We start from the raw sequence: 19,024 nt of genomic DNA on the forward strand, positions 1-19,024 counted from the left end.
AAGCAGCCAGTAAAGCGCAATTACCCCCGATTACACATCATGATCAAAAGAAAGGGGCAGTTTCTATGTATCATCTGCGAGTACCTGAAACAGAACAAGAACTGGAAGCATATTATCAATTTCGTTGGGAAATGTTGCGTAAGCCATTGCATCTGCCTGTAGGCTCTGAGAAAGATGGTTATGACACCATGGCTCATCACCAGATGGTTGTGGATGAGAAAGGTAACCCGGTGGCGGTAGGGCGTTTATATATCAATGCGGATAGCGAAGGTGCGATCCGTTTTCTGGCAGTACATCCTCATGTGCAAGGCAAAGGGCTAGGAAAACTGATCGCAATGGCCCTGGAATCCGTTGCCCGTCAGGAAGGTGTGAAACGGGTAGTATGCAGCGCTCGTGAACATGCGGTAGATTTTTTCAGTAAACTGGGGTTCGAAAATCGCGGGCCAATTACCAGCCCGCAAACGACCCCGGTTCGCCATTTTCTGATGATCAAACCTGTTGCGACACTTGATGATATTCTTCACCGGCCAGATTGGTGCAATGAACTGCAAAAAGCTTGGTACAAACATATTCCCCTCAGTGAGAAAATGGGGGTGCGGATTTCTCAATATACCGGCCAGAGTTTTATTACCACGATGCCGGAAGCAGGGAATCAAAATCCTCACCAAACTCTCTTTGCCGGCAGTCTGTTCTCACTGGCAACACTAACTGGTTGGGGGTTGATTTGGTTGTTGTTACAAGAACGCCAACTGGGTGGTGATATTATTCTGGCTGATGCTGATATCCGTTACAAAAAGCCTGTTATTGGCAGGCCAAAATCTGTTGCGGATCTTAAAAATATGAGTGGCGATTTGGCTCGTCTTGCTCAGGGCAGCAAAGCGAGAGTGAAGTTGGAAGTGACTGTTAGCGGTGATCATGGGCTGGGCGCCGTGTTTACCGGCACCTATATGGTGCTGCCAAATGCTTACACGGCGATAGTTTAGCGAAAAACGCCGTAGACCCTCGCCCAGAGCGGGCGGTATGATCCGCCTTCATCATGCTATAGGATACAGACTTTGTGTGTTTATTAATCTGACAATCTTGATTTGTGCCCACAATAGTCCTACGATAAGGGCGCAAAAAGTCAGAAGAGGGGTATACTATGAATACGGCTATATTAAAAGTTCGTGTTCCTGAAGAACTAAAAAATGCGGTAGTGAGAGCTGCTCAGGATAACAGTTTGGATATGTCTAGTTTTGTCCGCCTGGTATTAACCAGAGCGACAAAGGAACGCCACATTCCTAATGCCACAACGCAGGCGGCGATCCGTGAGCTAGAAAGTGGTGGTGGTACAAGTGTAGATACCGTAGATGAATTTTGGGATGAAATTTTTAAATAAAATATGCTCAAAATTCGATATTCATCCGCATTTAAAAAGGATTTAAAACCTTTTCAGCATGATAAATCAGCTCTTTCTGTTATTAATACCGTATTAAAACTGCTTGTCACGGGAAAACCACTTCCCCGTGAATATAAAGATCACTCATTGAAGGGGGATTATATTGGGTATCTGGAATGTCATGGAAAGCCGGATTTCCTATTGATTTATAAGAGAACTGAGCAAGAGGTTTTCTTATATCGGGTTGAAAGTCATGCAAAACTATTTAAGCTGTGATCTCATCCCCAATAGCCCAATTTTTGGGCTATTGGGTGTTTACACGGCTATAGCTTAATAACTGAACAGGTTTCACAGCCCATTGTAGATATCTGCCCTTTATTGATGGTTTGAGTTTCTTTGCCTGATTGTTTATCAGTAGTTTCAAGTGTGCCACTGAGGGTACTTTTCACGTCGTCAGCAGAAAGATCGCCTTGTATCCGCAGAGTGAAATTGCCTTTGCCCTGTAATTTCAACGGAACCCAACCCCATTGATGCAAAATAGCTAAATCTGCATCCATTCCCTGAAAATCTAAAGTAAATGGCTTCTGTGTTTGTTGATCTACTGTGCCTTTAACTTTCAGTAACCCATCATCAACAGAGGCATCTAATTGGTCTAGGATGAGTTTATTTCCCTCTGTGTGTAATTTAAGGTAAGGGCGGTTTAATTCAACTTTGTTGAATGTCGCGCTGGTGGCACTCAGATTTGAAGATCCGCTCCAAATCCCCCATTTGCCATCTTTCAGTAATTCCACATTATGGATATAACCATTAAGAGCGGTAAGTTGGAATGGAAAATCGGGATTAATATCAATCAACAGGCTGTTATTGATCGTCAGCTCGTTAATGGAAAAGCCGGATATCCATTCAGGCAATGATTGTTTCAGTAACTGATGCCAGTTTTGCGGCAAGGTATAAGTTAAACCCGCAACCGTTGCATTTGCGATTTTAAACTGCTTTGTTTGGTGGTTCCATTGAGCTTTGATGTGGAATAATCCCTTTTCCCAGCGGGCAGTAAGATTGGAAATATTAAGCTCATTTCCGGCAAAAATAAGGTGACCAATAGCGTCGGTGACATGAAGATCATTCAGCGTAGTATCCATGACGTTGAAATCAATAATTCCTTCTTTCCCTTGCCAGTTCCCGTTAACTAAACCGACATTTTTTACTGAGGCATCCAGATAGTTAGCAGACCAGCTTTTACCTTCCAGCTTGGTATTAGTGAGGCTCAGATCTTTAATGTTCACTACGGGGAGTTTACTGGCTTTCAGCCATAATTCTTCAAGCGTCATTGACGTCTGCCAGCGAATATCACTGATAAGTAAATTATCCCACTGCCAGCTCCCATCGGGTAGACGTTGCCCATTACCGGATACCGAACCGTGTGCCAATGTTGCACCAAATGAATTGATAATCAGTGTATTCTGTTGGCTATTCCCTTGCATAATCACCTTTTCAAGAGAAATATCATTTAGGTTCAGCTTATCGGCACTGAACTGAAATTTCCCACTCCCTGCCAATCCATCTGATTGAGGGTTCCAGGGAGTGATGCCGCCGGTAATATTTTGCCCTTGGATCTCCCAGTCTGCATTTTCTGACTGAATAGACATTTGATTGAGTTGCAGGATATTGGCGCTAAAAGGTAAGGATTTTTGCTGACCTTTTATTGCTAATTGGCCCTGTTGCAATAACAGACGGTGGAAATGACGTGGGGAAGTGAGTTGCTGCCAACTGAAATCGAATGCCGCAACCTGAGCTTCTAAGGTGAAAGAGTGTTGTTTATTGCTAAGGGCAATATTGCTGAATGTCAGGGTGCCGGGTTGTGACCAGTGATGTTCGATATTGCCAATCTGAACCTGATAATCACTGTTATTACTGAGCCATTGACTCAATTGGTGAGCGCCCCAGTTTGTCTGAATAACGACATAAAGAGTGACTACTGTCAGTATTAGCAGTAATGACAGAGTAACCAGCAATTTTCCTAACCATCTCATCATCAGACTCCAGTTTAATCAGCTTATAGCTTCCTTTTATGCCGTAATTTTTGTGTTCACTCAAGAGATAGTGAATAAAAGTTATGAGCAAGGAGAAATTATTATTTGTAACGCTTGCATAATTGAACGATAAAACAAAAATACCAATAAATAACTATATTAGTTGTGAATTATAATAATTTTATGGGGTTGGGTAAGAAAAAAACAAGGAATTATTAGTTGTTGTTTTATTGTATTAAAATAATTTTCAGATATTAATTTTTACTTCATTGTGTTTTTGTATCTAATAATAAGTTGTTTTTTATTAAGGTATTATGGTGCTTGTCTTAATTTGTGAATAATTGTATTGTGTAATTATTAAGTCTATATCTTATCATATGAAAATATAGCCAATGACATTCGAATGAATTAATGTATTGATGGATGGTTATAAGTGGGATAATGATTTTTTTCGTAATTCCTTCTATTACTTTCTCAGTTTGACTGATGATTGAAATAAGGCTTCATTGTTTACTTTCACTCATCTTCCAGCAAATAAATAACGTAAGGAATCTACTATGTCAGAAAGCATGAAGCAAGAATCGTCGAATGAAAGTAGTATCCGCATAACCCGCCCACTTAATGGAAAGGAGTTTCTGGATGGATTGAATGATGGGCGGGAAATCTGGGCTTATGGTGAACGTATCAACGATATTGCCAATCACCCTGCTTTTCAAAATCCAGCCCGCGCGGTGGCGAAACTTTATGATGCTTTGCATGATCCTGCTCATCATGACGTACTGACTACCCCGACTGATACAGGTAGTAGTGGTGTGACACACCCCTTTTTCCGTGTACCGCGCTCACAGCAGGATTTAATTGCTGATCGTGATGCTATCGCTGCATGGGCTCGCATGAGTTACGGTTGGCTGGGTCGAAGCCCCGACTATAAGGCTTCGTTTCTGACCACAATGGGTGCAACCCCAGAAGCTTATGGTGAATTTGCCGATAATGCGAAAGCCTGGTATGCCCGCTCACAGGAAAATGTGTTCTATTGGAATCACGCGATTATTAACCCGCCAATGGATCGCCATTTGCCCGCTGATGAAATTAGTGATGTTTGCATTCACGTTGAAAAAGAGTGTGATGATGGATTAATTGTAAGCGGCGCTAAAGTCGTTGCTACGGGGTCGGCGATTAATCACTATAACTTTATTGGCCATTATGGTTTACCGATAAAGAAACGGGAATTTGCGTTAGTTTTTACAACGCCGATGAATGCTCCGGGGCTGAAATTAGTCTGCCGTCCTTCTTATTCACTGATGGCTAATAAAATGGGCAGTCCTTTTGATTACCCACTTTCTTCCCGCTTTGATGAAAACGATACCATTATTATTCTGGATAAAGTGAAAGTCCCTTGGGAAAACATATTTATCTATGGTGATGTAGATAAAGTCTCGTCATTTTTTTCCGACTCCGGCTTTTTTACTCGCGCTATGCTGCATGGCGTAACCCGGTTGGCTGTTAAATTTGATTTTCTGTGTGGATTAATTATTAAAGGCGTTGAAACTACGGGTACGCAGGGTTTTCGTGGTGTGCAAACACGTGTTGGCGAGGTACTGGCATGGCGCAATCTGTTTTGGGCTATCAGCGATGCGATGGTTAAATCTCCGCAGCCATGGAGTGGGGATGCCGTATTACCTAATGCTGACTATGGGATGGCCTATCGTTGGTTTATGACGGTAGGTTATCCACGGGTAAAAGAAATTATCGAGCAGGATTTAGGGAGTGCTTTGATTTACGTTAACTCTCATGCCAGCGATTTTGCTAACCCGGAACTTTCTCCTTATCTCAATAAATATATGCGTGGCTCAAACGGTTACAGTGCCATTGAGCGTACAAAGTTAATGAAACTGATTTGGGATTCGATCGGTACTGAATTTGCCAGCAGGCATGAATTATATGAACGCAATTACGCTGGCAACCATGAAACGACAAGAGTCGATCTGCTATTGTCTGCCCAAAAGTCAGGTTTAGCGGATCAATTTAAGGGATTTGCCGAACAGTGTATGAGTGAATACGATCTTGATGGTTGGATCGGTGATGATTTTGTTTGGCCTTCCAGCTGCTAGGAGATAAATCATCATCACGCATGTTAAGTTATTGATATATATGCGTGATGATTGATTATTTGTAGACGGATACCCGATTTTTGAGATTATTTTTCTTGTGGAAACAACAGATTAAGAATGATAGCTGTCAAACCACCAGCGGTAATACCGGAAGAGAGTAACGTTTTCAATCAATTAGGAGAAAACTATAAAATTAGCGGCTGTTGCTCTCACTACCATCTTTACCTCCAAAGGGTACTCCCGCCGACATCAGGCGGGAGGGGAATTTGGACGGGCTTGAAAAGCCCGTAGAATCATCAGCCACGCTGATGTTGAATGTATTGTTTCACCACTTCCAGCGGTGCTCCACCGCATGAACCCGCAAAGTAGGAGCGAGACCAGAGAACTGCCTTTCCGTATGCTTCGCGTAAGTCCAGAAACTCATTACGTAAGCGACGGGAGGTGACTGCTTTCAGCGAGTTAACCAATACCGATAGCTGAACGGTCGGTGGATACTCAATCAGCATATGAACATGATCTAAATCGCCGTGACTCTCTTTAAGTTCTGCGCCGAAGTCACGGCAGATTTCACCTGCATACTGATGAAAGGCGGCAGAGTGTCGCTCGCCAAGAATCTTTCTACGGTATTTGGTCACAAACACGAGATGTACATGCAAAAGAAAGGCGGCATGTCGTGAACGATTAATTTTGTATTTTTGCATTGAAGTTAGCCTAAAGCACAGTAAAATAGAGAACAAACCTACTACACACTGAATGATAATGCTAATACTGAAGGCCTACAAGTTCAGACTAGAGCCAACTGAAGAACAGTCGCCGCGTTTGCGGTAGTTATGCGGGTGTGCTCGTTTTGTCTGGGATCACGGACTTGAGGTAACAAAACACATTCTGGATTCTGGTGGAAAACTTCCCTCCGCGTTTGAACTAAACCGCATGCTCACGGGGTGGAAAAAAACACCGGAATACGCCTTCTTACAGGAAGCTTACACCGATAACCTTCAGCAAAAACTTAAAGACTTACATGGGGCATGGCGGCGTTGCTTCGATAAAACACTGGCAGCGAAAGCGCCTGTATGGAAACGAAAAAATGACGGCAGGGATTCAATCCGGTTCGTCAATTTTGAAAAATATTGTCTCCTTGAAAATCGCCGAGTCAGGTTTCCTTCTGGGCTCGGATGGATAAAGTTCCGGCAATCGCAGGAGGTGAACGGCAAAATCAAAAATGCCACGATCAGCCAGTCAGCGGGTCAGTGGTATGTGTCGTTTCAAGTCGAGATAGAAGCCGCTGAGCCCCACCACGAAAATCGGAAATGTTAATTTTCTTTGTGCTTTTAGGGTGACGGAATTTTCTGGGATTCCGGCGTAGGTGTGCCACGAATGCACCCTGTGGCAAATAAAGGGTGCAATGCTGTGCGAGAGATGAGGGTCGGCCCCTCGGAGGCGGTGTCCAGACGCAGCCTTCAAACTACCCTGAGCTGCTGCCGTTAAGAGCGGTGGTGGTGAGCGTCAGGGAAAAGGCGCAGTCAGATGCGCCATGTATGTGTTGTGAAGATGAACGAGAGTGAACTGTAGATGCAGTGTCGAAAGGAACAAGATGATGTCAAAAACGCGCTTTCTAAGCGGCGTGTGATAAGTCCAGCGGTTATCTGGTTACTGGCTGGGCGGCATCCGGCATATAGACAGCATGAGCACAACACAGGCTCTGGCATGGAACGTGGGAACCTGTCGTCCCGATGTGAAGGGAGCGGCGTCAAGCAGAAAACCGGCAAGCGCCTGAGTACCGATGCGGGGCACAGGGGCAGATGGCTCCGTAGTAGTGATGAGGCGTCTGTAATGGACGTGGAGCGAAGGGGGCCAGTCGTTGGGGTTGTATTACGGGTCAACTGCACAAGTGGGAGGAACCTGTGAGCCAGTCCAAACCGTTTGCGTTTTCCAGACAGGCTGTCTGGAGAGCGTACAAGAAGGTAAAAGCCAACAAAGGCAGCGCTGGAATCGATGGTCAATCGATTGAGGAATTTGAGAAGAACCTCCGGGGAACTTGTACAAACTCTGGAACAGAATGGTCTCGGGCAGTTATATGCCGCCAGCGGTTCGGCGTGTTGAGATACCAAAGGCGACGGGGGGAACGAGACCACTGGGGATACCGACGGTAGCGGATCGCATCGCGCAGATGGTGGTCAAAGACATGCTGGCGCACTGACTGGTTGCTGGACGTGGACATCAAGGGGTTCTTCGATAACATCGATCATGAACTCCTGATGAGAGCGGTGCGCAGGCATACGGATTGCAGAGGGGTGTTGCTCTACATTGAGCGATGGCTAACCGCGTCGGTGTACATGCCGGATGGAACGGGAATTTCCCGTCGTCCGGTTCGAGCGGTACGCCGATGATAGTGTGCCACGAAGGCGCGCATAGGGCGTTAGCCCCGGTGCGCGCCATGCTTCACAAGAGATGGAGGCGGGCCCTCCGGTGTCGGTGTACAGGCGCAGGCACCAAACCCCCCACTGCTGCTGCGTTTAAGAGACGTGGTGGTGAGCGAGAGGGGAAAAGGTCGGGCGTGACCCGATCAGGTAGGGATCGAAGAGACGAACGAAAGTGAACCGTTGATGATGTGTCGAAAGCGTATAGATGATGTCAAAACCACAGTGGAGTCGTTCCTGTGGGATAAGTGCAGGAGGCAACCTGTTTACTGCCTGCGCGGCATCCGGCATAAAAGCGGCGTGAAGTCGATCCAGGCTCTTGTGGGGAACGTGGGAACCTGTCACTCCGATGCAAAGGGAGAAGCGCAAGTGGAGGCCCCATGAGCGCCAGAGTACCAATGCGGAGTACAGGGGCGGAGCAAGCCGTAGTAGCGATGAAGGACCGTAATGGGTCCAGAGCAAAGGGCTTGCCCCATTGCGCTGATAGCGGGGCAGCAACCATCGGCGACGAAGCGGGTGGGAGGACTGCTGCAAAATCGGCAAAGCCATTTCCTGTCAGTAAGCGGCAGGTATGGGAAGCGTATAAGCGAGTGAAAGCCAACCGCGGAGCAGCAGGCATTGACGGACAAACACTGACCGGGTTTGATGAGAATGTGACAGACAATCTCTACAAGCTGTGGAATAGACTGGCTTCCGGCAGTTATATGCCCCCGGCGGTCCGGCGTGTGGAAATTCCCAAAGTTGATGGTGGAGTGCGTCCGCTCGGTATTCCTGCCGTGTCGGACCGGATCGCCCAGACGGTTGTTAAGCAGGTTCTCGAACCTGTGCTGGAACCGCTGTTCCATACGGCCCCGTTTGTCGAAGAATCGTTGGGGTAAGACCTTCGTTAACTTCAGTCCGGCGATAAGAGCCAGGGCAGGGAAAGCAATCCGTCAGGAGGTAAGGAGCTGGAAGCTGCAAAATCGCAGTGACAAGTCACTTTCCGATCTGGCGCATATGTTTAACGCCAAAATCAGAGGCTGGGTAAATTATTACGGTGCATTTTATAAGTCGGCACTGTACCCAACGCTGAGGCAGATCGATCGCAAACTCGTGTTATGGCTGACCCGCAAACATAAGCGTCTCCGTGGCCATAGACGACGAGCCAGCCACTGGCTGGCGAGGGTGGCGCGGAAGGAAACGAAGTTGTTTGCCCACTGGGAGCATTTGAACAGAAACTTACGGTTTAGCTATTGATACGGTATCCAAACCATCGTTCCATCCAGAGTCACCAGCTGCTCATTATGCCGATAGTTCAACAGAGTATTAAAAAGTGGTGTACCGCTGGCAACACCGCTGAGCTAGCGCTAGAGAGGTATGCTCATGCTCCAGTAACCCGGCCAGTTGCAAATGTACCTCTCGCACACTATCCCGTACCGGAGTATCATCCATATCCAACCGCAACGGCAGGGTATTGATAAACAATCCCATGTCACTGTCAGAGCCTTTACCTGCCTGCATGCGCCGCAGGTACGCGATAACACTTGCGCCCAAGCCAGATGACACAACGTCGCCAGACTGACGTTCAGACGCCGGGCTTGATTGCGCAGACGGTCATTCAACTCAGGTGCCAACATCCTATGGGATTCCGCTTTCTGAGATCCATCACGATGCACGTCCGCCAACCCGAACAGCAACGTGGGTTCATCCACCGCCGCCAACATATCGGTAAAGAAACGGGTATGTGCTGCCTGACTCACTCCGAGCCGAGCTTCAGCCACCAGATTACGGAATGGCACCGGCGTAGGTAGGCAGTCCTCCTGTCCTGCAAAATACGCCTGTACTTCATAGTGCATCACTTCCATTGTTTCATGGTCACCGATCAAGTGATGCTGCAATTCCAGTAAAAACCAGCGGCCATCAGTTTCCTGAGCGATGACAAAATGTAGTAGCGGTGCTTGACTTAGGTCGAGACGATGGTGACTCGAATCAAAACGCCGGGTTAACTGGTCAATGACAGAACCGTCAGCCGGATCTAGAGTCAATTCCGTCACGGGCAACTGTGCCCGACGCCAAACCACCTGCGCTGGAACTGATAATCCTTCCCAGATAAAAGCGGTACGCAGGATGTCGTGACGATCAACCACCTGTTGCACCACCGCCAGATAACGGTCCAGCAGAGACCGGTCGGTAAAGACAACTGGATAAAGCAACAGGTACGGGTCGCCTTCCTTTTCCAGCACATGGTGGAACAGGATTCCGTCCTGTAACGGCGACAACGCATAAATATCCTGAATATTGGCAACTCCATCTGGCACCAGCTCGACGATGCGGTCAATGTCAGCCTGAGTCAAATCAATCAACGGCAACATCGGCGGCGTCAGCGCCGTCGTAGTCGGTGTAATGATATTGGCTGGTATCCTCACGGCCTGATGCCGCCCCAACGTTTGGGCCAGTGCTGACAGCACCGGAGACTGGAACAAATCACGCGCCGCCAATGTTAATCCCTGATGACGCAGACGTTCAATCATCCGCACACCAAGCAACGAATGACCACCCAGCGCAAAGAAGCTGTCATGCCGGCTAATCAGCTCAATGCCCAACAACTCACCCCAGAGGGTCGCCAGAGCGATTTCAGCCTCCCCTTGCGGGGCTTCGTAAATCAAAAGGGTAAACGGATAAAAACACAGCCCGGAGCCCCATTGGGTGTCAGGTTAGTGGTAGTCAGACTCAGTGATGATGAAGGCAATATGCTGGCCCGCTGGACATTACTGACTCATGTTGGTGCTGAAATCCCGTGTGATGAAATCGCGCGATGGTATTACTGGCGATGGAATATTGAGTCCTTTTTTAAGTTGATAAAAGGGGCAGGTCATGACATTGAATCGTGGTTGTAACGCAGAGCACCTGCGGTGTTACGCCGGTTACTGGTAGCGAGCATGGCCTGTGTTCTGACAACGTGCAGAGGGAGAAGAAAATACCCGGGCCCGACAATGGATTTGCAGGCTCTCAGGCAGACAGCAAAAACGGGGAAAATGAGAGAGTGCTCCGACTCTTCTTGCGGGATTATCTGTCCTCTTAAACACACTCATGTTGCTATCGGAATATCCACCTGAAGAACTGACCCGATTAGCGGCGGGCATATTAGGTCAGTTCGAAGATGTGTAGATACCTATGCCTGAAAGAAAGGGGCTTCCCGCGAAAAGCATGGTGATAAATCAATTCACTATCTGGTTTTCTCGGGGATATTGTTGCAGCTTGTTCAGGGGATGAAGTGAACATGGAGTGAAATTCCAAACTGACAAAAAACGCATTTTAATGATCAACTGCGCAAAAGCAATCGTTTGCGTAAAAATTCTGTTATTTGTCATGATTCACTCTGGTCACATTTTTATATGTTTTAACTTGTGTTTGTTGCAGATTTTTTTTCTAATCCAGCGTTGCCTGCTTTTGGCGTTTTCTAAAGGATGAGTTTAACGTCGTAATAATTTACATAATTTTAACAATATAGCTGGGGTACATAGATGTATCATCTTGATGTTTATGGCACGCTCGTTGCATCCGCATTAGTACTATTACTAGGGCGTAAACTTGTACAATCGGTTCCATTTCTTGCAAAATACACTATTCCTGAACCTGTTGCGGGTGGCTTGTTAGTTGCTTTTATACTTTTAGTCCTTAAGCAAACGACAGGTTGGGAAATCAGCTTTGATTTGTCTCTTAAAGACCCCTTGATGTTAACTTTCTTCGCCACTATCGGCTTGAACGCGAATCTTTCCAGCCTGAAAGCGGGTGGTAAGGTTCTTTTCACTTTTGTCTTCGTTGTTGTTGGCTTGTTGTTGGTGCAGAACACCGTGGGTATCGCGCTGGCTGAATTGCTGGGCCTGGACCCACTAATGGGCTTACTGGCGGGATCTGTTACCTTATCTGGTGGTCATGGTACGGGAGCCGCTTGGGGTAAACTGTTTAGTGAGCGTTATGGTTTTGAAAATGCGACAGAAGTGGCAATGGCCTGTGCGACTTTCGGTTTGGTGCTGGGTGGTTTGATTGGTGGCCCGGTTGCCCGTTTCTTGGTGAAAAATACAAAAACCCCAGGGTTGAAGGCAGATGATACCGAAGTGCCAACGGCGTTTGAAAAACCTTATACCGGCCGGATGATTACACCGCTGGTCATGTTAGAAACTATCGCATTGATCTCTATCTGTCTGATGGCAGGTAATTTTATTTCTGAGCTTCTGCAAGGTACATGGTTTGAATTACCAACATTCGTCTGTGTGTTATTTATTGGGGTTATCCTCAGCAACAGCCTGTCGGCGTTAGGTTTTTACCGGGTATTTGATCGGGCGGTTTCTGTCTTGGGTAACGTCAGTCTTTCGTTGTTTCTGGCAATGGCGTTGATGAGCCTGAAATTGTGGCAGATGGCATCTCTGGCATTGCCAATGTTGACAATTCTTGCGATACAGGCAGTTGTCATGGCGTTGTATGCAATTTTTGTCACCTATCGTGTGATGGGTAAAAACTATGACGCTGCGGTTCTGGCGGCGGGTCACTGTGGTTTCGGCTTAGGGGCGACACCGACTGCTATTGCGAACATGCAGGCGATTACCGATCGCTTCGGCCCATCTCATGTGGCGTTTCTGGTGGTGCCGATGGTCGGCGCGTTCTTTATCGATATCGTTAACGCGATTGTGATTAAGCTCTATCTGCTGTTACCGGTATTCCCGGCGGTGTAGGGGAAATTAGCAAGATACTGCGCCAGCTATTCAATTGGTGCAGTATTGTGATTGTGTTTCAGCCTTTCCAATTCCTTATCTATGATGTACCTGAATTGGTTTACTCTGACATGGAGTTGTTCCGTAAGGAACACTTTGTTACATTGTTCCTTGTAGCGCAACGAGGAGCGGTAAGGAATGATAAAGAGTTTCAGGCATAAGGGGCTGCGCCAGTTTTTTGAAAAAGGTGTTTCTGTTGGAATTAACCCTCAGCATGTAAACAAACTCCGTCAACGACTTGCTGTTATTAACGATGCAGAGGATGTAGGGGAAATCAATTTTCCTGGATACAACTTACATCCTTTGACGGGAGATAGGAGAGGGCAGTGGGCAATTACTGTTTCTGGGAACTGGCGTATTACATTCGAATTTATCGACGGTGATGCGTATATCGTTAACTATGAGGATTATCACTAATGAAAATGTTCAATCCCCCTCATCCAGGCGAAATTATTGCTGATTCTTTGGAAGAGCTAGGCTTGGGAATTCGTGATCTTGCGCGGGCATTAAATGTTGCTCCGTCTACGGCTCAACGTTTAGTTTCGTGTAAAGCGGCAGTCACGCCAGAAATGGCGGTAAAGTTATCTAAAGTACTTGGTAGTTCTCCACGGTTGTGGTTGAAACTGCAAGAATCTTATAGCCTTGATAAAGCAGAAAAGACGGTTGATATTTCTAAATTGACCCCGTTATTTAAACCGCATGTGTCTCATGTCTAATATTTAGACATATATATGCAGGGGTTATTACCTAATCGATGGTCGGCGCGTTCTTTATCAATATCGTTAACGCGATTGTGATTAAACTCTATCTGCTGTTACCGGTATTCCCGGCGGTGTAGGGGAAATTAGTAAGATACTGCGCCAGCTATTCAGTTGGTGCAGTATTGTGATTGTGTCGCGTCTGTTTCCAGAAGAGGAATCGCTACCAGGCTGTGGGTAATTTTCGCTACATTGGCAGGTAGGATTGCTACACCAAGGTTAGCGGAAACAAAGCAAATCATATTCGCAACTAGGCGGCCACCAAGGGCCGCGCATGTTGCAGCTTGTCAGCCAAAACTCCGGTGTGGTTCCTAAAACCTTTGCCAGTAAAAAGGCAGTTTCCGCAGTCACTCCACGCCGACCACCGCACAGCTCATTGACGGTCTTCCGGCCTACGCCCATAGCTTTTGCCAGTTCGCCTTGGGTGACTTTTCACCGCGAAAGTAATAATCATCCAACCACTGATCCCTGTACTGCTTCGCATCTGCAAAACTGCGCTCTATCGTCTCTGGCGGGAAAGTCAGGGGAGGTGGTCTTTTACTGTGTTTTACTTATAATTTATCGAATTCGAAATAGTAAAAAGGATGAGCAACAATGAAGCTTTTCAACGCCCTGGGATTTCGTTGGGATCGGTCTGCGGTTCCTCTTATTGTTCCGATCTATTCTATTGAGCGGGTATGCTTCCGTTTTCACCGGATGTTGCCAGAATTTGTTTGGGATGCCAGCGTGCTTGAAGGCAATCCTTTTACTTTCCCCGAAGTGAAAACATTGTTGGACGGTGTAACTGTCGGTGGTAGGCAAGTTTCTGATCAGGAGCAAGTACTGAATCTCGCAGAAAGTTCCAGGCGACTGTTATTTATGGTAAAAAAAGGTCAATTTGAGTTGACCAAAGCTACATTTACTGAACTTCACAGCATAGTTGCCCGCAATGAAGCCTTGGAGTGGGGACAGTTCCGTGGAGAAGGGCAGGAGATAAATTACACTCCAGATGTCAGTTTGGGTGAGTATGGTCGGCATACTCCGTTACCTACCGTACCCGATGCACCAGAATTGAACCGCATTTTTCAAGCCGGTATGGCTGCATTGGATGAGTGTCAGCCTTTAGAAAAGGGGGTCGCATTTTTCCTTTTTGGGGCATTACAGCAATTCTTTTTCGACGGTAACAAACGTACTTCGCGTTTCATGATGAACGGTATCTTGATGTCGAATGGCATCGATGCAATCAGCGTGCCTGCGGCAAAACTACATGAGTTCAACGAAAAGATGGTGCGCTTCTACTTGAGCAAAGATGCTTCTGAGATGATGATGTTTCTTATGGATTGTCATCCGGAAGCAGAGCAAATTCGTGCGGCGAATACACGAAATTAGCGATCACTGCGCCTAGCCTGTTTGGGATTCGTCCCGATATGTATTCAATCATGCATTACCATAATGTGTACTTCGGTAACTAGCGCTCAATCCATGTTCTTTCCCCACGCTTGACAATAAAAAAGTCATTTTGTTTTTATCGTCAACGCTTGGTTTTTTGATCTAAAAGAGGTCTCTGCTATGAGTCCGTGGCGGGGATTCCACTTCGTTTACCCTGCCATGTGGTAATTCATCTACCAGCGATTCTATACTCCACTTATAGCAAAGAATTTTTATTGCATTACAAATGTCATGCAATAGAATGCAATACAAATGTCATTACAGGAGATAACGTTATGAGTACTATTCAGATCAGAGTTGATGAAGAACTTAAAAAAAGTGCGTATCAGACATTTGAGAAACTGAACTTATCGCCATCCGATGCGCTGCGTCTCTTTCTGCGCTATGTTGTAGAGAATGAAAAGCTGCCGTTCGCTGAAGTTTCCGTTATGGTGGCAGATCATGATGAAGATGCAGACATCTTAGCAGTGGTACGTGACCGTCTTAAAAATCCCGCTAGACGTATCAGGGTAAACCTTGATGATATTCCAATAAAGTAAAAATAATTCAATGAGTTGTCTGGTTTCTGGCTCTTCTTTACCTTTGCTTTTTTCGCCTGTTGGTATAACGCGATCCCCGAACTGGCATCATAGGTACTGACGACATGAAGTGCTTGAGTCAGCGTACCTGCGGCGAAAATACATGAGTTCAACGAAAAGATGATGCGCTTCTACTTGGGCAAAGATGCTTCTGAGATGATGGCGTTCCTTTTAAGCATCTGATAAAAAAGTTTAGCAGCTTATTTTATTGCGAATTAAATTAAAGTGCCCCACGTTTTATGCTCTTCATTATAGATGGTTATGTGGATCTTGCGTCTGATGCAACACCGCCAACACTTCAATACCCGTCGGAACTTCCCGGTAGTAAATGATGTGGCTCTCTACGGGGAAACTCAGCACACCAAAATAAAGATCCTCACTGCGATCACGACCGGGGGATGGGTGACGATCAAGAATTTTCGTCATAGTCACACGTAACGAAGTTGAATAAGCTTCCGCAACATTCGCCCCCCATCGGCGCATAGAATAGAGTTTGATTGCACGAATATGCTCTCTGGCTTTCTTAGTAAACCGGACACTCATCCCTAAGCCTTACCCTCAAGTTCATCAACCGTCAACGGCGCAAATACATCATCAATACTATGTAATTCGCCACGATCAGCTTGTGCAATAGATTCAGCCAGAACGGCTTTTAAATTCTGTAACTTGAGCTGTGCGAACTGATCATACTCTTCAGGAGAGATAACCACGGCCACACGCTTACCATGCTTACTAATTTCCACAGGCTCACGCTGAACTTTCATAAGCAGATCACCAAACTGGTTCTTAGCTAGTTGTGCGGGAATAATTTCCATACATCACCTACCGTCTAAAATGGCTCGAATAGCTATTATAGCTAAAAGTGCATGGAGCTACCAGTAATCAAAATAGCTAACCGCCAACCAAGATGACTTTTGGGTGCCGCTCGTCAAGTGAAAGAGTTTCTGGCGGGAAAGTCTGGGGAGGTAGTATTCTTAATATAGCGGCAAGCTCCATTTGGTGAACGAAACTTAATTAAAACAAAGTGCTGAATAAAAAACCAGCACTTTGTCAATAATCTGAAATTAATACAACAAAATTTTGGATGATCTAGGCTTACAACTCCTATAATTCTAGGGATTTTCAGAGCGCATTTCAAATGAGTGCACACAATGATGAATTAAAAAATTATCTACGTCGGCGACACAGTGTCAGCAGGTTAGTTGTCCATTTAATCTTTACAACAAAATATCGTCGTCAGCTCCTTGATGGAACGATGATCCAACAAATCCGAGAGGCTTTTTTATCAGCAGCCGCCATGTCAGAATTTTAAATACGCATTTATCTCGTCAGTCAAAAACCAGTGCACTATGGTCACGATCTTATTTTGCATGTAGTGCAAGTGGCGCAACGATTGAAATGTTGAAAACCTATGTCAGATCGCAGGAAACCCCTGGTTATCTCCCCTTATATCGCCGCCCGATTGGGCGACGGTTTACGGGGCAATTGCTAAAGCTGCCATGATATCGGAGTGAATACCCGGCATAACACAGACGATATCCGCAGCTTTTAACTTGCTCTTTGCTACCGTTATCACTGACTTTGTAATAACGACATATTGATCACCTTTAATCTCAATCACTGGCGTTAACGCTTTGACGCGTGAATTTTTATCTGACAGCAGAGCAATTGGCATTATTACCCGTGAATCATAATCGTTTAATAAGCCATTCTGAATGTCGATAATGAAAGGGTATTGCTCCCTCGATTTAGGGGATTTGTTGCGGTAAGCAGCGTACTGAGCCATCAAATAACCCCGTATTCATCATCATCGGTAAATAGCCCTGTACCGCGCTCAAATTCATTGAAAACGTGGATACCGGCTTTGTTTTCAGTTTTCCATAGCTGTTTTCTTTTCTCGCGAACAACATCGGACAACATTTTGTCTAGTGTCGCTGATAAGTTGATCCCTAAATCACGGGCTTCATCTACCACTTTAGCGGTCAAATACACATTTGTACTACGTTTACCGGATTGTTTTCGTTCTACGGTTGAGACGCATTGTCTTTTCATCAGATACCTCATCTATGCGCATAAAACTATAGCAGATAGTGAGCATCATCAAGGGGTTCTAAGCTGAAAGAGCATAGTGAATATGATTAGTTAATCTATTAAGTATTATTTTGTTATTATCGTCCATTAACCAATAGCTGAGAAAAATATAATAATTCAGCTTATCGAGTATTCATTTGAAATCTCATCACTTCCGCTCTCTACGAAATAGTTTGGAACGTAAATCTTAAAAAAACCAAAATAACTCACTTTTTTATAAACAGAAAAGATATTACGCCATCCTTGGTGATTTTTATGCTTTGCTTTACGGTTAATACTTAGTAAATTAAGTTACATGTTTGCGTATTAATAAAAGTAGCAGTAAAGATGTATATCCCCCCTAAATTCTGTTTCCCAAGTCTCATAATTTTAATTTTTACGCTTTATCGATAAAAATAATCAACAACAAACTACCAAAAAATCAATTTAGTATTAACCTATAGGTATCAGTCGATAACTTTTTTCTATTATCTGATTCATCAAATATTGGTGCTAAACACCCAGTCTGGAAATTCTGTCAGCGGAAGTTGATAAAACAACTGATTAATTATAAAGAGGCTGGAAATATCTTTATCAATCAAGCAGAAAAACAAGCATTAGGGGAGAAAGTAGCAAACCGTTGAATATAAATAGCTCAGGAATGGAGATTCCATTCCTGATTATGGTGATTTAATTTTATCTAACACTCAATTAAATCGGATGACAAGCTCTCATTTATTTCTCTTGATGAGGTATATTGGTGCCACTATCTTGTATATAATCATCAAAAATAATAATAAAACTGTTATGAGAAGCAGAATATGATTTTTCAATACCTCTCTGTATTACTGACAATATAAAACCATGCGTATCGGATAGATCCCACACCTTGACATCTTCACAATCAAGAGCTAAATATTCCTCTCTACCTTCCTCTCCACATTTATTAACCGAAACTTTAACCGGTTCAGTTGAGAGATTTTTAACATAAATCATAAATCCTCCACTATATCAATAATGAATATTTGCATTTAATTCAATGGAATACGAAAAAATTAAATTAAAAAAACTAATGCGATAATAAACTTTTTTAGACAGATGGTATCGAATATAAAGAATTTATCCGGCTGCCGTTATTTTCAACTGAGTTATCATAAATAATTATGTAGCCGTTTAATCTTATTGAATATAACAATGTAACACTATTTTTTCGTGCTACTGACATTAAAAAACCGCGCTGATCTGATCTATTCCATTGAGCCACCTCTCCTGGATTAATTTCAAAATATTCGTCATTACCTTCTTCACTACTCCATTTGCTAATTGCAACTTTAACCATATTCTCTGAAAGACTTTTGACATAAATCATATTAACCTCTCCATTATATCAACGTAGATTTATTTAGCTCTAATTTAAAAACATCCTAACATGTACCATAATGAAATATAAGTATAGGATAAAAAAGACCAACAAAACTATTATTTGTGTGACCCCCATCAAGG

22 protein-coding genes and 3 pseudogenes are annotated in these 19,024 nt (G+C 44.8%); 15 read left to right on the plus strand and 10 right to left on the minus strand.

The features are described 5' to 3' along the window. Window positions 1-65: 65 nt before the first annotated feature. The 3 genes from fabY to VY86_RS09150 all read left to right on the plus strand — a co-directional run bounded on the left by fabY (window position 66) and on the right by VY86_RS09150 (window position 1,654). Window positions 66-983: a fatty acid biosynthesis protein FabY gene (gene fabY, locus VY86_RS09140; RefSeq protein WP_046974739.1), complete on the plus strand. Its 918-nt coding sequence runs from the start codon at window positions 66-68 to the stop codon at window positions 981-983. Window positions 984-1,141: 158 nt separating this feature from the next. Then, window positions 1,142-1,378: a type II toxin-antitoxin system RelB/DinJ family antitoxin gene (locus VY86_RS09145; protein ID WP_036768272.1), complete on the plus strand. Its 237-nt coding sequence runs from the start codon at window positions 1,142-1,144 to the stop codon at window positions 1,376-1,378. Window positions 1,379-1,381: 3 nt separating this feature from the next. Further along, window positions 1,382-1,654: a type II toxin-antitoxin system YafQ family toxin gene (locus VY86_RS09150; RefSeq protein ID WP_046974740.1), complete on the plus strand. Its 273-nt coding sequence runs from the start codon at window positions 1,382-1,384 to the stop codon at window positions 1,652-1,654. A gap of 47 nt (window positions 1,655-1,701) precedes the next feature. Here the strand turns inward: VY86_RS09150 and VY86_RS09155 are convergent, their stop codons facing one another. Next, window positions 1,702-3,411: an AsmA family protein gene (locus VY86_RS09155; protein ID WP_238591602.1), complete on the minus strand. Its 1,710-nt coding sequence runs from the start codon at window positions 3,409-3,411 to the stop codon at window positions 1,702-1,704. Between the two features lie 554 nt (window positions 3,412-3,965). Between VY86_RS09155 and VY86_RS09160 the strand changes: the two genes are divergently transcribed. Continuing rightward, a complete protein-coding gene (locus VY86_RS09160) occupies window positions 3,966-5,519 on the plus strand; it encodes a 4-hydroxyphenylacetate 3-hydroxylase family protein (protein ID WP_082111204.1) in 1,554 nt (517 codons plus the stop codon). Window positions 5,520-5,815: 296 nt separating this feature from the next. Here the strand turns inward: VY86_RS09160 and tnpA are convergent, their stop codons facing one another. Then, a complete protein-coding gene (tnpA, locus tag VY86_RS09165) occupies window positions 5,816-6,220 on the minus strand; it encodes an IS200/IS605 family transposase (protein WP_046974742.1) in 405 nt (134 codons plus the stop codon). A 58-nt stretch (window positions 6,221-6,278) separates the two neighbouring features. Between tnpA and VY86_RS09170 the strand changes: the two are divergent. The 4 genes and pseudogenes from VY86_RS09170 to VY86_RS25785 form a co-directional block, all read left to right on the plus strand. Then, a pseudogene (locus VY86_RS09170) lies at window positions 6,279-6,815 on the plus strand (RNA-guided endonuclease InsQ/TnpB family protein); the annotation flags it as partial. 273 nt (window positions 6,816-7,088) lie between these two features. Then, window positions 7,089-7,424, plus strand: coding sequence for a hypothetical protein (locus tag VY86_RS25370; RefSeq protein ID WP_238591525.1), 336 nt, complete (start codon window positions 7,089-7,091; stop codon window positions 7,422-7,424). A gap of 892 nt (window positions 7,425-8,316) precedes the next feature. Beyond that, on the plus strand, window positions 8,317-8,814 hold the full coding sequence (locus tag VY86_RS25780) for an RNA-dependent RNA polymerase family protein (RefSeq protein ID WP_238591603.1): 498 nt from the start codon (window positions 8,317-8,319) through the stop codon (window positions 8,812-8,814). After that, entirely contained in the window at window positions 8,792-9,172 is a 381-nt protein-coding gene (locus VY86_RS25785) for a group II intron maturase-specific domain-containing protein (protein WP_228939656.1), read from the plus strand. The genes VY86_RS25780 and VY86_RS25785 overlap by 23 nt, the downstream gene beginning before the upstream one ends. Window positions 9,173-9,195: 23 nt before the next feature. On the opposite strand, the pseudogene VY86_RS09195 reads toward VY86_RS25785, so the two are convergent. Beyond that, window positions 9,196-10,590: pseudogene (locus VY86_RS09195) on the minus strand (condensation domain-containing protein); the annotation flags it as partial. A 27-nt stretch (window positions 10,591-10,617) separates the two neighbouring features. Between VY86_RS09195 and VY86_RS24620 the strand changes: the two are divergent. The 4 genes from VY86_RS24620 to VY86_RS09215 all read left to right on the plus strand — a co-directional run bounded on the left by VY86_RS24620 (window position 10,618) and on the right by VY86_RS09215 (window position 13,403). Next, window positions 10,618-10,812, plus strand: coding sequence for a hypothetical protein (locus VY86_RS24620; RefSeq protein WP_052760803.1), 195 nt, complete (start codon window positions 10,618-10,620; stop codon window positions 10,810-10,812). A gap of 627 nt (window positions 10,813-11,439) precedes the next feature. Beyond that, entirely contained in the window at window positions 11,440-12,648 is a 1,209-nt protein-coding gene (gltS, locus tag VY86_RS09205) for a sodium/glutamate symporter (protein WP_046974744.1), read from the plus strand. A 177-nt stretch (window positions 12,649-12,825) separates the two neighbouring features. Beyond that, on the plus strand, window positions 12,826-13,104 hold the full coding sequence (locus tag VY86_RS09210; RefSeq protein ID WP_046974745.1) for a type II toxin-antitoxin system RelE/ParE family toxin: 279 nt from the start codon (window positions 12,826-12,828) through the stop codon (window positions 13,102-13,104). After that, complete coding sequence (locus tag VY86_RS09215) at window positions 13,104-13,403, plus strand: HigA family addiction module antitoxin (RefSeq protein WP_046974746.1); 300 nt, start codon at window positions 13,104-13,106, stop codon at window positions 13,401-13,403. Before VY86_RS09210 ends, VY86_RS09215 begins: the two co-directional genes overlap by 1 nt. A 261-nt stretch (window positions 13,404-13,664) precedes the next feature. On the opposite strand, the gene VY86_RS26480 is transcribed toward VY86_RS09215, so the two are convergent. Further along, window positions 13,665-13,847, minus strand: a complete 183-nt coding sequence (locus VY86_RS26480; RefSeq protein ID WP_052760804.1) for a helix-turn-helix transcriptional regulator — start codon at window positions 13,845-13,847, stop codon at window positions 13,665-13,667. A 192-nt stretch (window positions 13,848-14,039) separates the two neighbouring features. On the opposite strand from VY86_RS26480, the gene VY86_RS09225 reads away from it, so the two are divergent. Then, window positions 14,040-14,813, plus strand: coding sequence for a Fic family protein (locus VY86_RS09225; RefSeq protein ID WP_046974747.1), 774 nt, complete (start codon window positions 14,040-14,042; stop codon window positions 14,811-14,813). 335 nt (window positions 14,814-15,148) lie between these two features. Further along, on the plus strand, window positions 15,149-15,412 hold the full coding sequence (locus VY86_RS09230) for a type II toxin-antitoxin system RelB/DinJ family antitoxin (RefSeq protein ID WP_046974748.1): 264 nt from the start codon (window positions 15,149-15,151) through the stop codon (window positions 15,410-15,412). A 288-nt stretch (window positions 15,413-15,700) separates the two neighbouring features. Here the strand turns inward: VY86_RS09230 and VY86_RS09235 are convergent, their stop codons facing one another. Continuing rightward, complete coding sequence (locus VY86_RS09235) at window positions 15,701-15,994, minus strand: type II toxin-antitoxin system RelE/ParE family toxin (RefSeq protein WP_046974749.1); 294 nt, start codon at window positions 15,992-15,994, stop codon at window positions 15,701-15,703. A 2-nt stretch (window positions 15,995-15,996) separates the two neighbouring features. Next, window positions 15,997-16,266, minus strand: a complete 270-nt coding sequence (locus VY86_RS09240; protein ID WP_012776389.1) for a type II toxin-antitoxin system Phd/YefM family antitoxin — start codon at window positions 16,264-16,266, stop codon at window positions 15,997-15,999. A 323-nt stretch (window positions 16,267-16,589) separates the two neighbouring features. Here VY86_RS09240 and VY86_RS24075 point away from each other — a divergent pair. Continuing rightward, window positions 16,590-16,885 (plus strand): annotated as a pseudogene (locus VY86_RS24075) (transposase); the annotation flags it as partial. Between the two features lie 40 nt (window positions 16,886-16,925). Here VY86_RS24075 and VY86_RS22540 read toward each other — a convergent pair. The 4 genes from VY86_RS22540 to VY86_RS09260 all read right to left on the minus strand — a co-directional run bounded on the left by VY86_RS22540 (window position 16,926) and on the right by VY86_RS09260 (window position 18,890). Further along, complete coding sequence (locus tag VY86_RS22540; protein ID WP_052760805.1) at window positions 16,926-17,237, minus strand: CcdB family protein; 312 nt, start codon at window positions 17,235-17,237, stop codon at window positions 16,926-16,928. Beyond that, window positions 17,237-17,503: a type II toxin-antitoxin system CcdA family antitoxin gene (locus tag VY86_RS09250; protein ID WP_046974750.1), complete on the minus strand. Its 267-nt coding sequence runs from the start codon at window positions 17,501-17,503 to the stop codon at window positions 17,237-17,239. The genes VY86_RS22540 and VY86_RS09250 overlap by 1 nt, the downstream gene beginning before the upstream one ends. 753 nt (window positions 17,504-18,256) lie before the next feature. Further along, window positions 18,257-18,517 (minus strand): hypothetical protein, encoded by a 261-nt coding sequence (locus tag VY86_RS09255; protein WP_046974751.1) that lies wholly within the window; start codon window positions 18,515-18,517, stop codon window positions 18,257-18,259. 94 nt (window positions 18,518-18,611) lie between these two features. Beyond that, window positions 18,612-18,890, minus strand: coding sequence for a hypothetical protein (locus VY86_RS09260; RefSeq protein ID WP_046974752.1), 279 nt, complete (start codon window positions 18,888-18,890; stop codon window positions 18,612-18,614). Window positions 18,891-19,024 lie beyond the last annotated feature (134 nt).

It is taken from the genome of Photorhabdus thracensis, assembly GCF_001010285.1.
Taxonomy (GTDB): Bacteria; Pseudomonadota; Gammaproteobacteria; order Enterobacterales; family Enterobacteriaceae; genus Photorhabdus; species Photorhabdus temperata.

Excerpts from the sequence above, each read along its gene's own strand:
- VY86_RS09240 (WP_012776389.1), bottom strand. The coding sequence starts at position 16,266 with ATGGAAATTATTCCCGCACAACTAGCTAAGAACCAGTTTGGTGATCTG.
- VY86_RS09215 (WP_046974746.1), top strand. The coding sequence starts at position 13,104 with ATGAAAATGTTCAATCCCCCTCATCCAGGCGAAATTATTGCTGATTCT.
- VY86_RS09225 (WP_046974747.1), top strand. The coding sequence starts at position 14,040 with ATGAAGCTTTTCAACGCCCTGGGATTTCGTTGGGATCGGTCTGCGGTT.
- VY86_RS09155 (WP_238591602.1), bottom strand. The coding sequence starts at position 3,411 with ATGATGAGATGGTTAGGAAAATTGCTGGTTACTCTGTCATTACTGCTA.
- VY86_RS09150 (WP_046974740.1), top strand. The coding sequence starts at position 1,382 with ATGCTCAAAATTCGATATTCATCCGCATTTAAAAAGGATTTAAAACCT.
- VY86_RS09255 (WP_046974751.1), bottom strand. The coding sequence starts at position 18,517 with ATGATTTATGTTAAAAATCTCTCAACTGAACCGGTTAAAGTTTCGGTT.
- fabY (WP_046974739.1), top strand. The coding sequence starts at position 66 with ATGTATCATCTGCGAGTACCTGAAACAGAACAAGAACTGGAAGCATAT.
- VY86_RS25370 (WP_238591525.1), top strand. The coding sequence starts at position 7,089 with ATGCAGTGTCGAAAGGAACAAGATGATGTCAAAAACGCGCTTTCTAAG.
- VY86_RS25780 (WP_238591603.1), top strand. The coding sequence starts at position 8,317 with ATGAGCGCCAGAGTACCAATGCGGAGTACAGGGGCGGAGCAAGCCGTA.
- VY86_RS26480 (WP_052760804.1), bottom strand. The coding sequence starts at position 13,847 with ATGGGCGTAGGCCGGAAGACCGTCAATGAGCTGTGCGGTGGTCGGCGT.
- VY86_RS09260 (WP_046974752.1), bottom strand. The coding sequence starts at position 18,890 with ATGATTTATGTCAAAAGTCTTTCAGAGAATATGGTTAAAGTTGCAATT.
- VY86_RS09230 (WP_046974748.1), top strand. The coding sequence starts at position 15,149 with ATGAGTACTATTCAGATCAGAGTTGATGAAGAACTTAAAAAAAGTGCG.
- VY86_RS09160 (WP_082111204.1), top strand. The coding sequence starts at position 3,966 with ATGTCAGAAAGCATGAAGCAAGAATCGTCGAATGAAAGTAGTATCCGC.
- tnpA (WP_046974742.1), bottom strand. The coding sequence starts at position 6,220 with ATGCAAAAATACAAAATTAATCGTTCACGACATGCCGCCTTTCTTTTG.
- VY86_RS22540 (WP_052760805.1), bottom strand. The coding sequence starts at position 17,237 with ATGGCTCAGTACGCTGCTTACCGCAACAAATCCCCTAAATCGAGGGAG.
- VY86_RS09250 (WP_046974750.1), bottom strand. The coding sequence starts at position 17,503 with ATGAAAAGACAATGCGTCTCAACCGTAGAACGAAAACAATCCGGTAAA.
- gltS (WP_046974744.1), top strand. The coding sequence starts at position 11,440 with ATGTATCATCTTGATGTTTATGGCACGCTCGTTGCATCCGCATTAGTA.
- VY86_RS09145 (WP_036768272.1), top strand. The coding sequence starts at position 1,142 with ATGAATACGGCTATATTAAAAGTTCGTGTTCCTGAAGAACTAAAAAAT.
- VY86_RS09235 (WP_046974749.1), bottom strand. The coding sequence starts at position 15,994 with ATGAGTGTCCGGTTTACTAAGAAAGCCAGAGAGCATATTCGTGCAATC.
- VY86_RS09210 (WP_046974745.1), top strand. The coding sequence starts at position 12,826 with ATGATAAAGAGTTTCAGGCATAAGGGGCTGCGCCAGTTTTTTGAAAAA.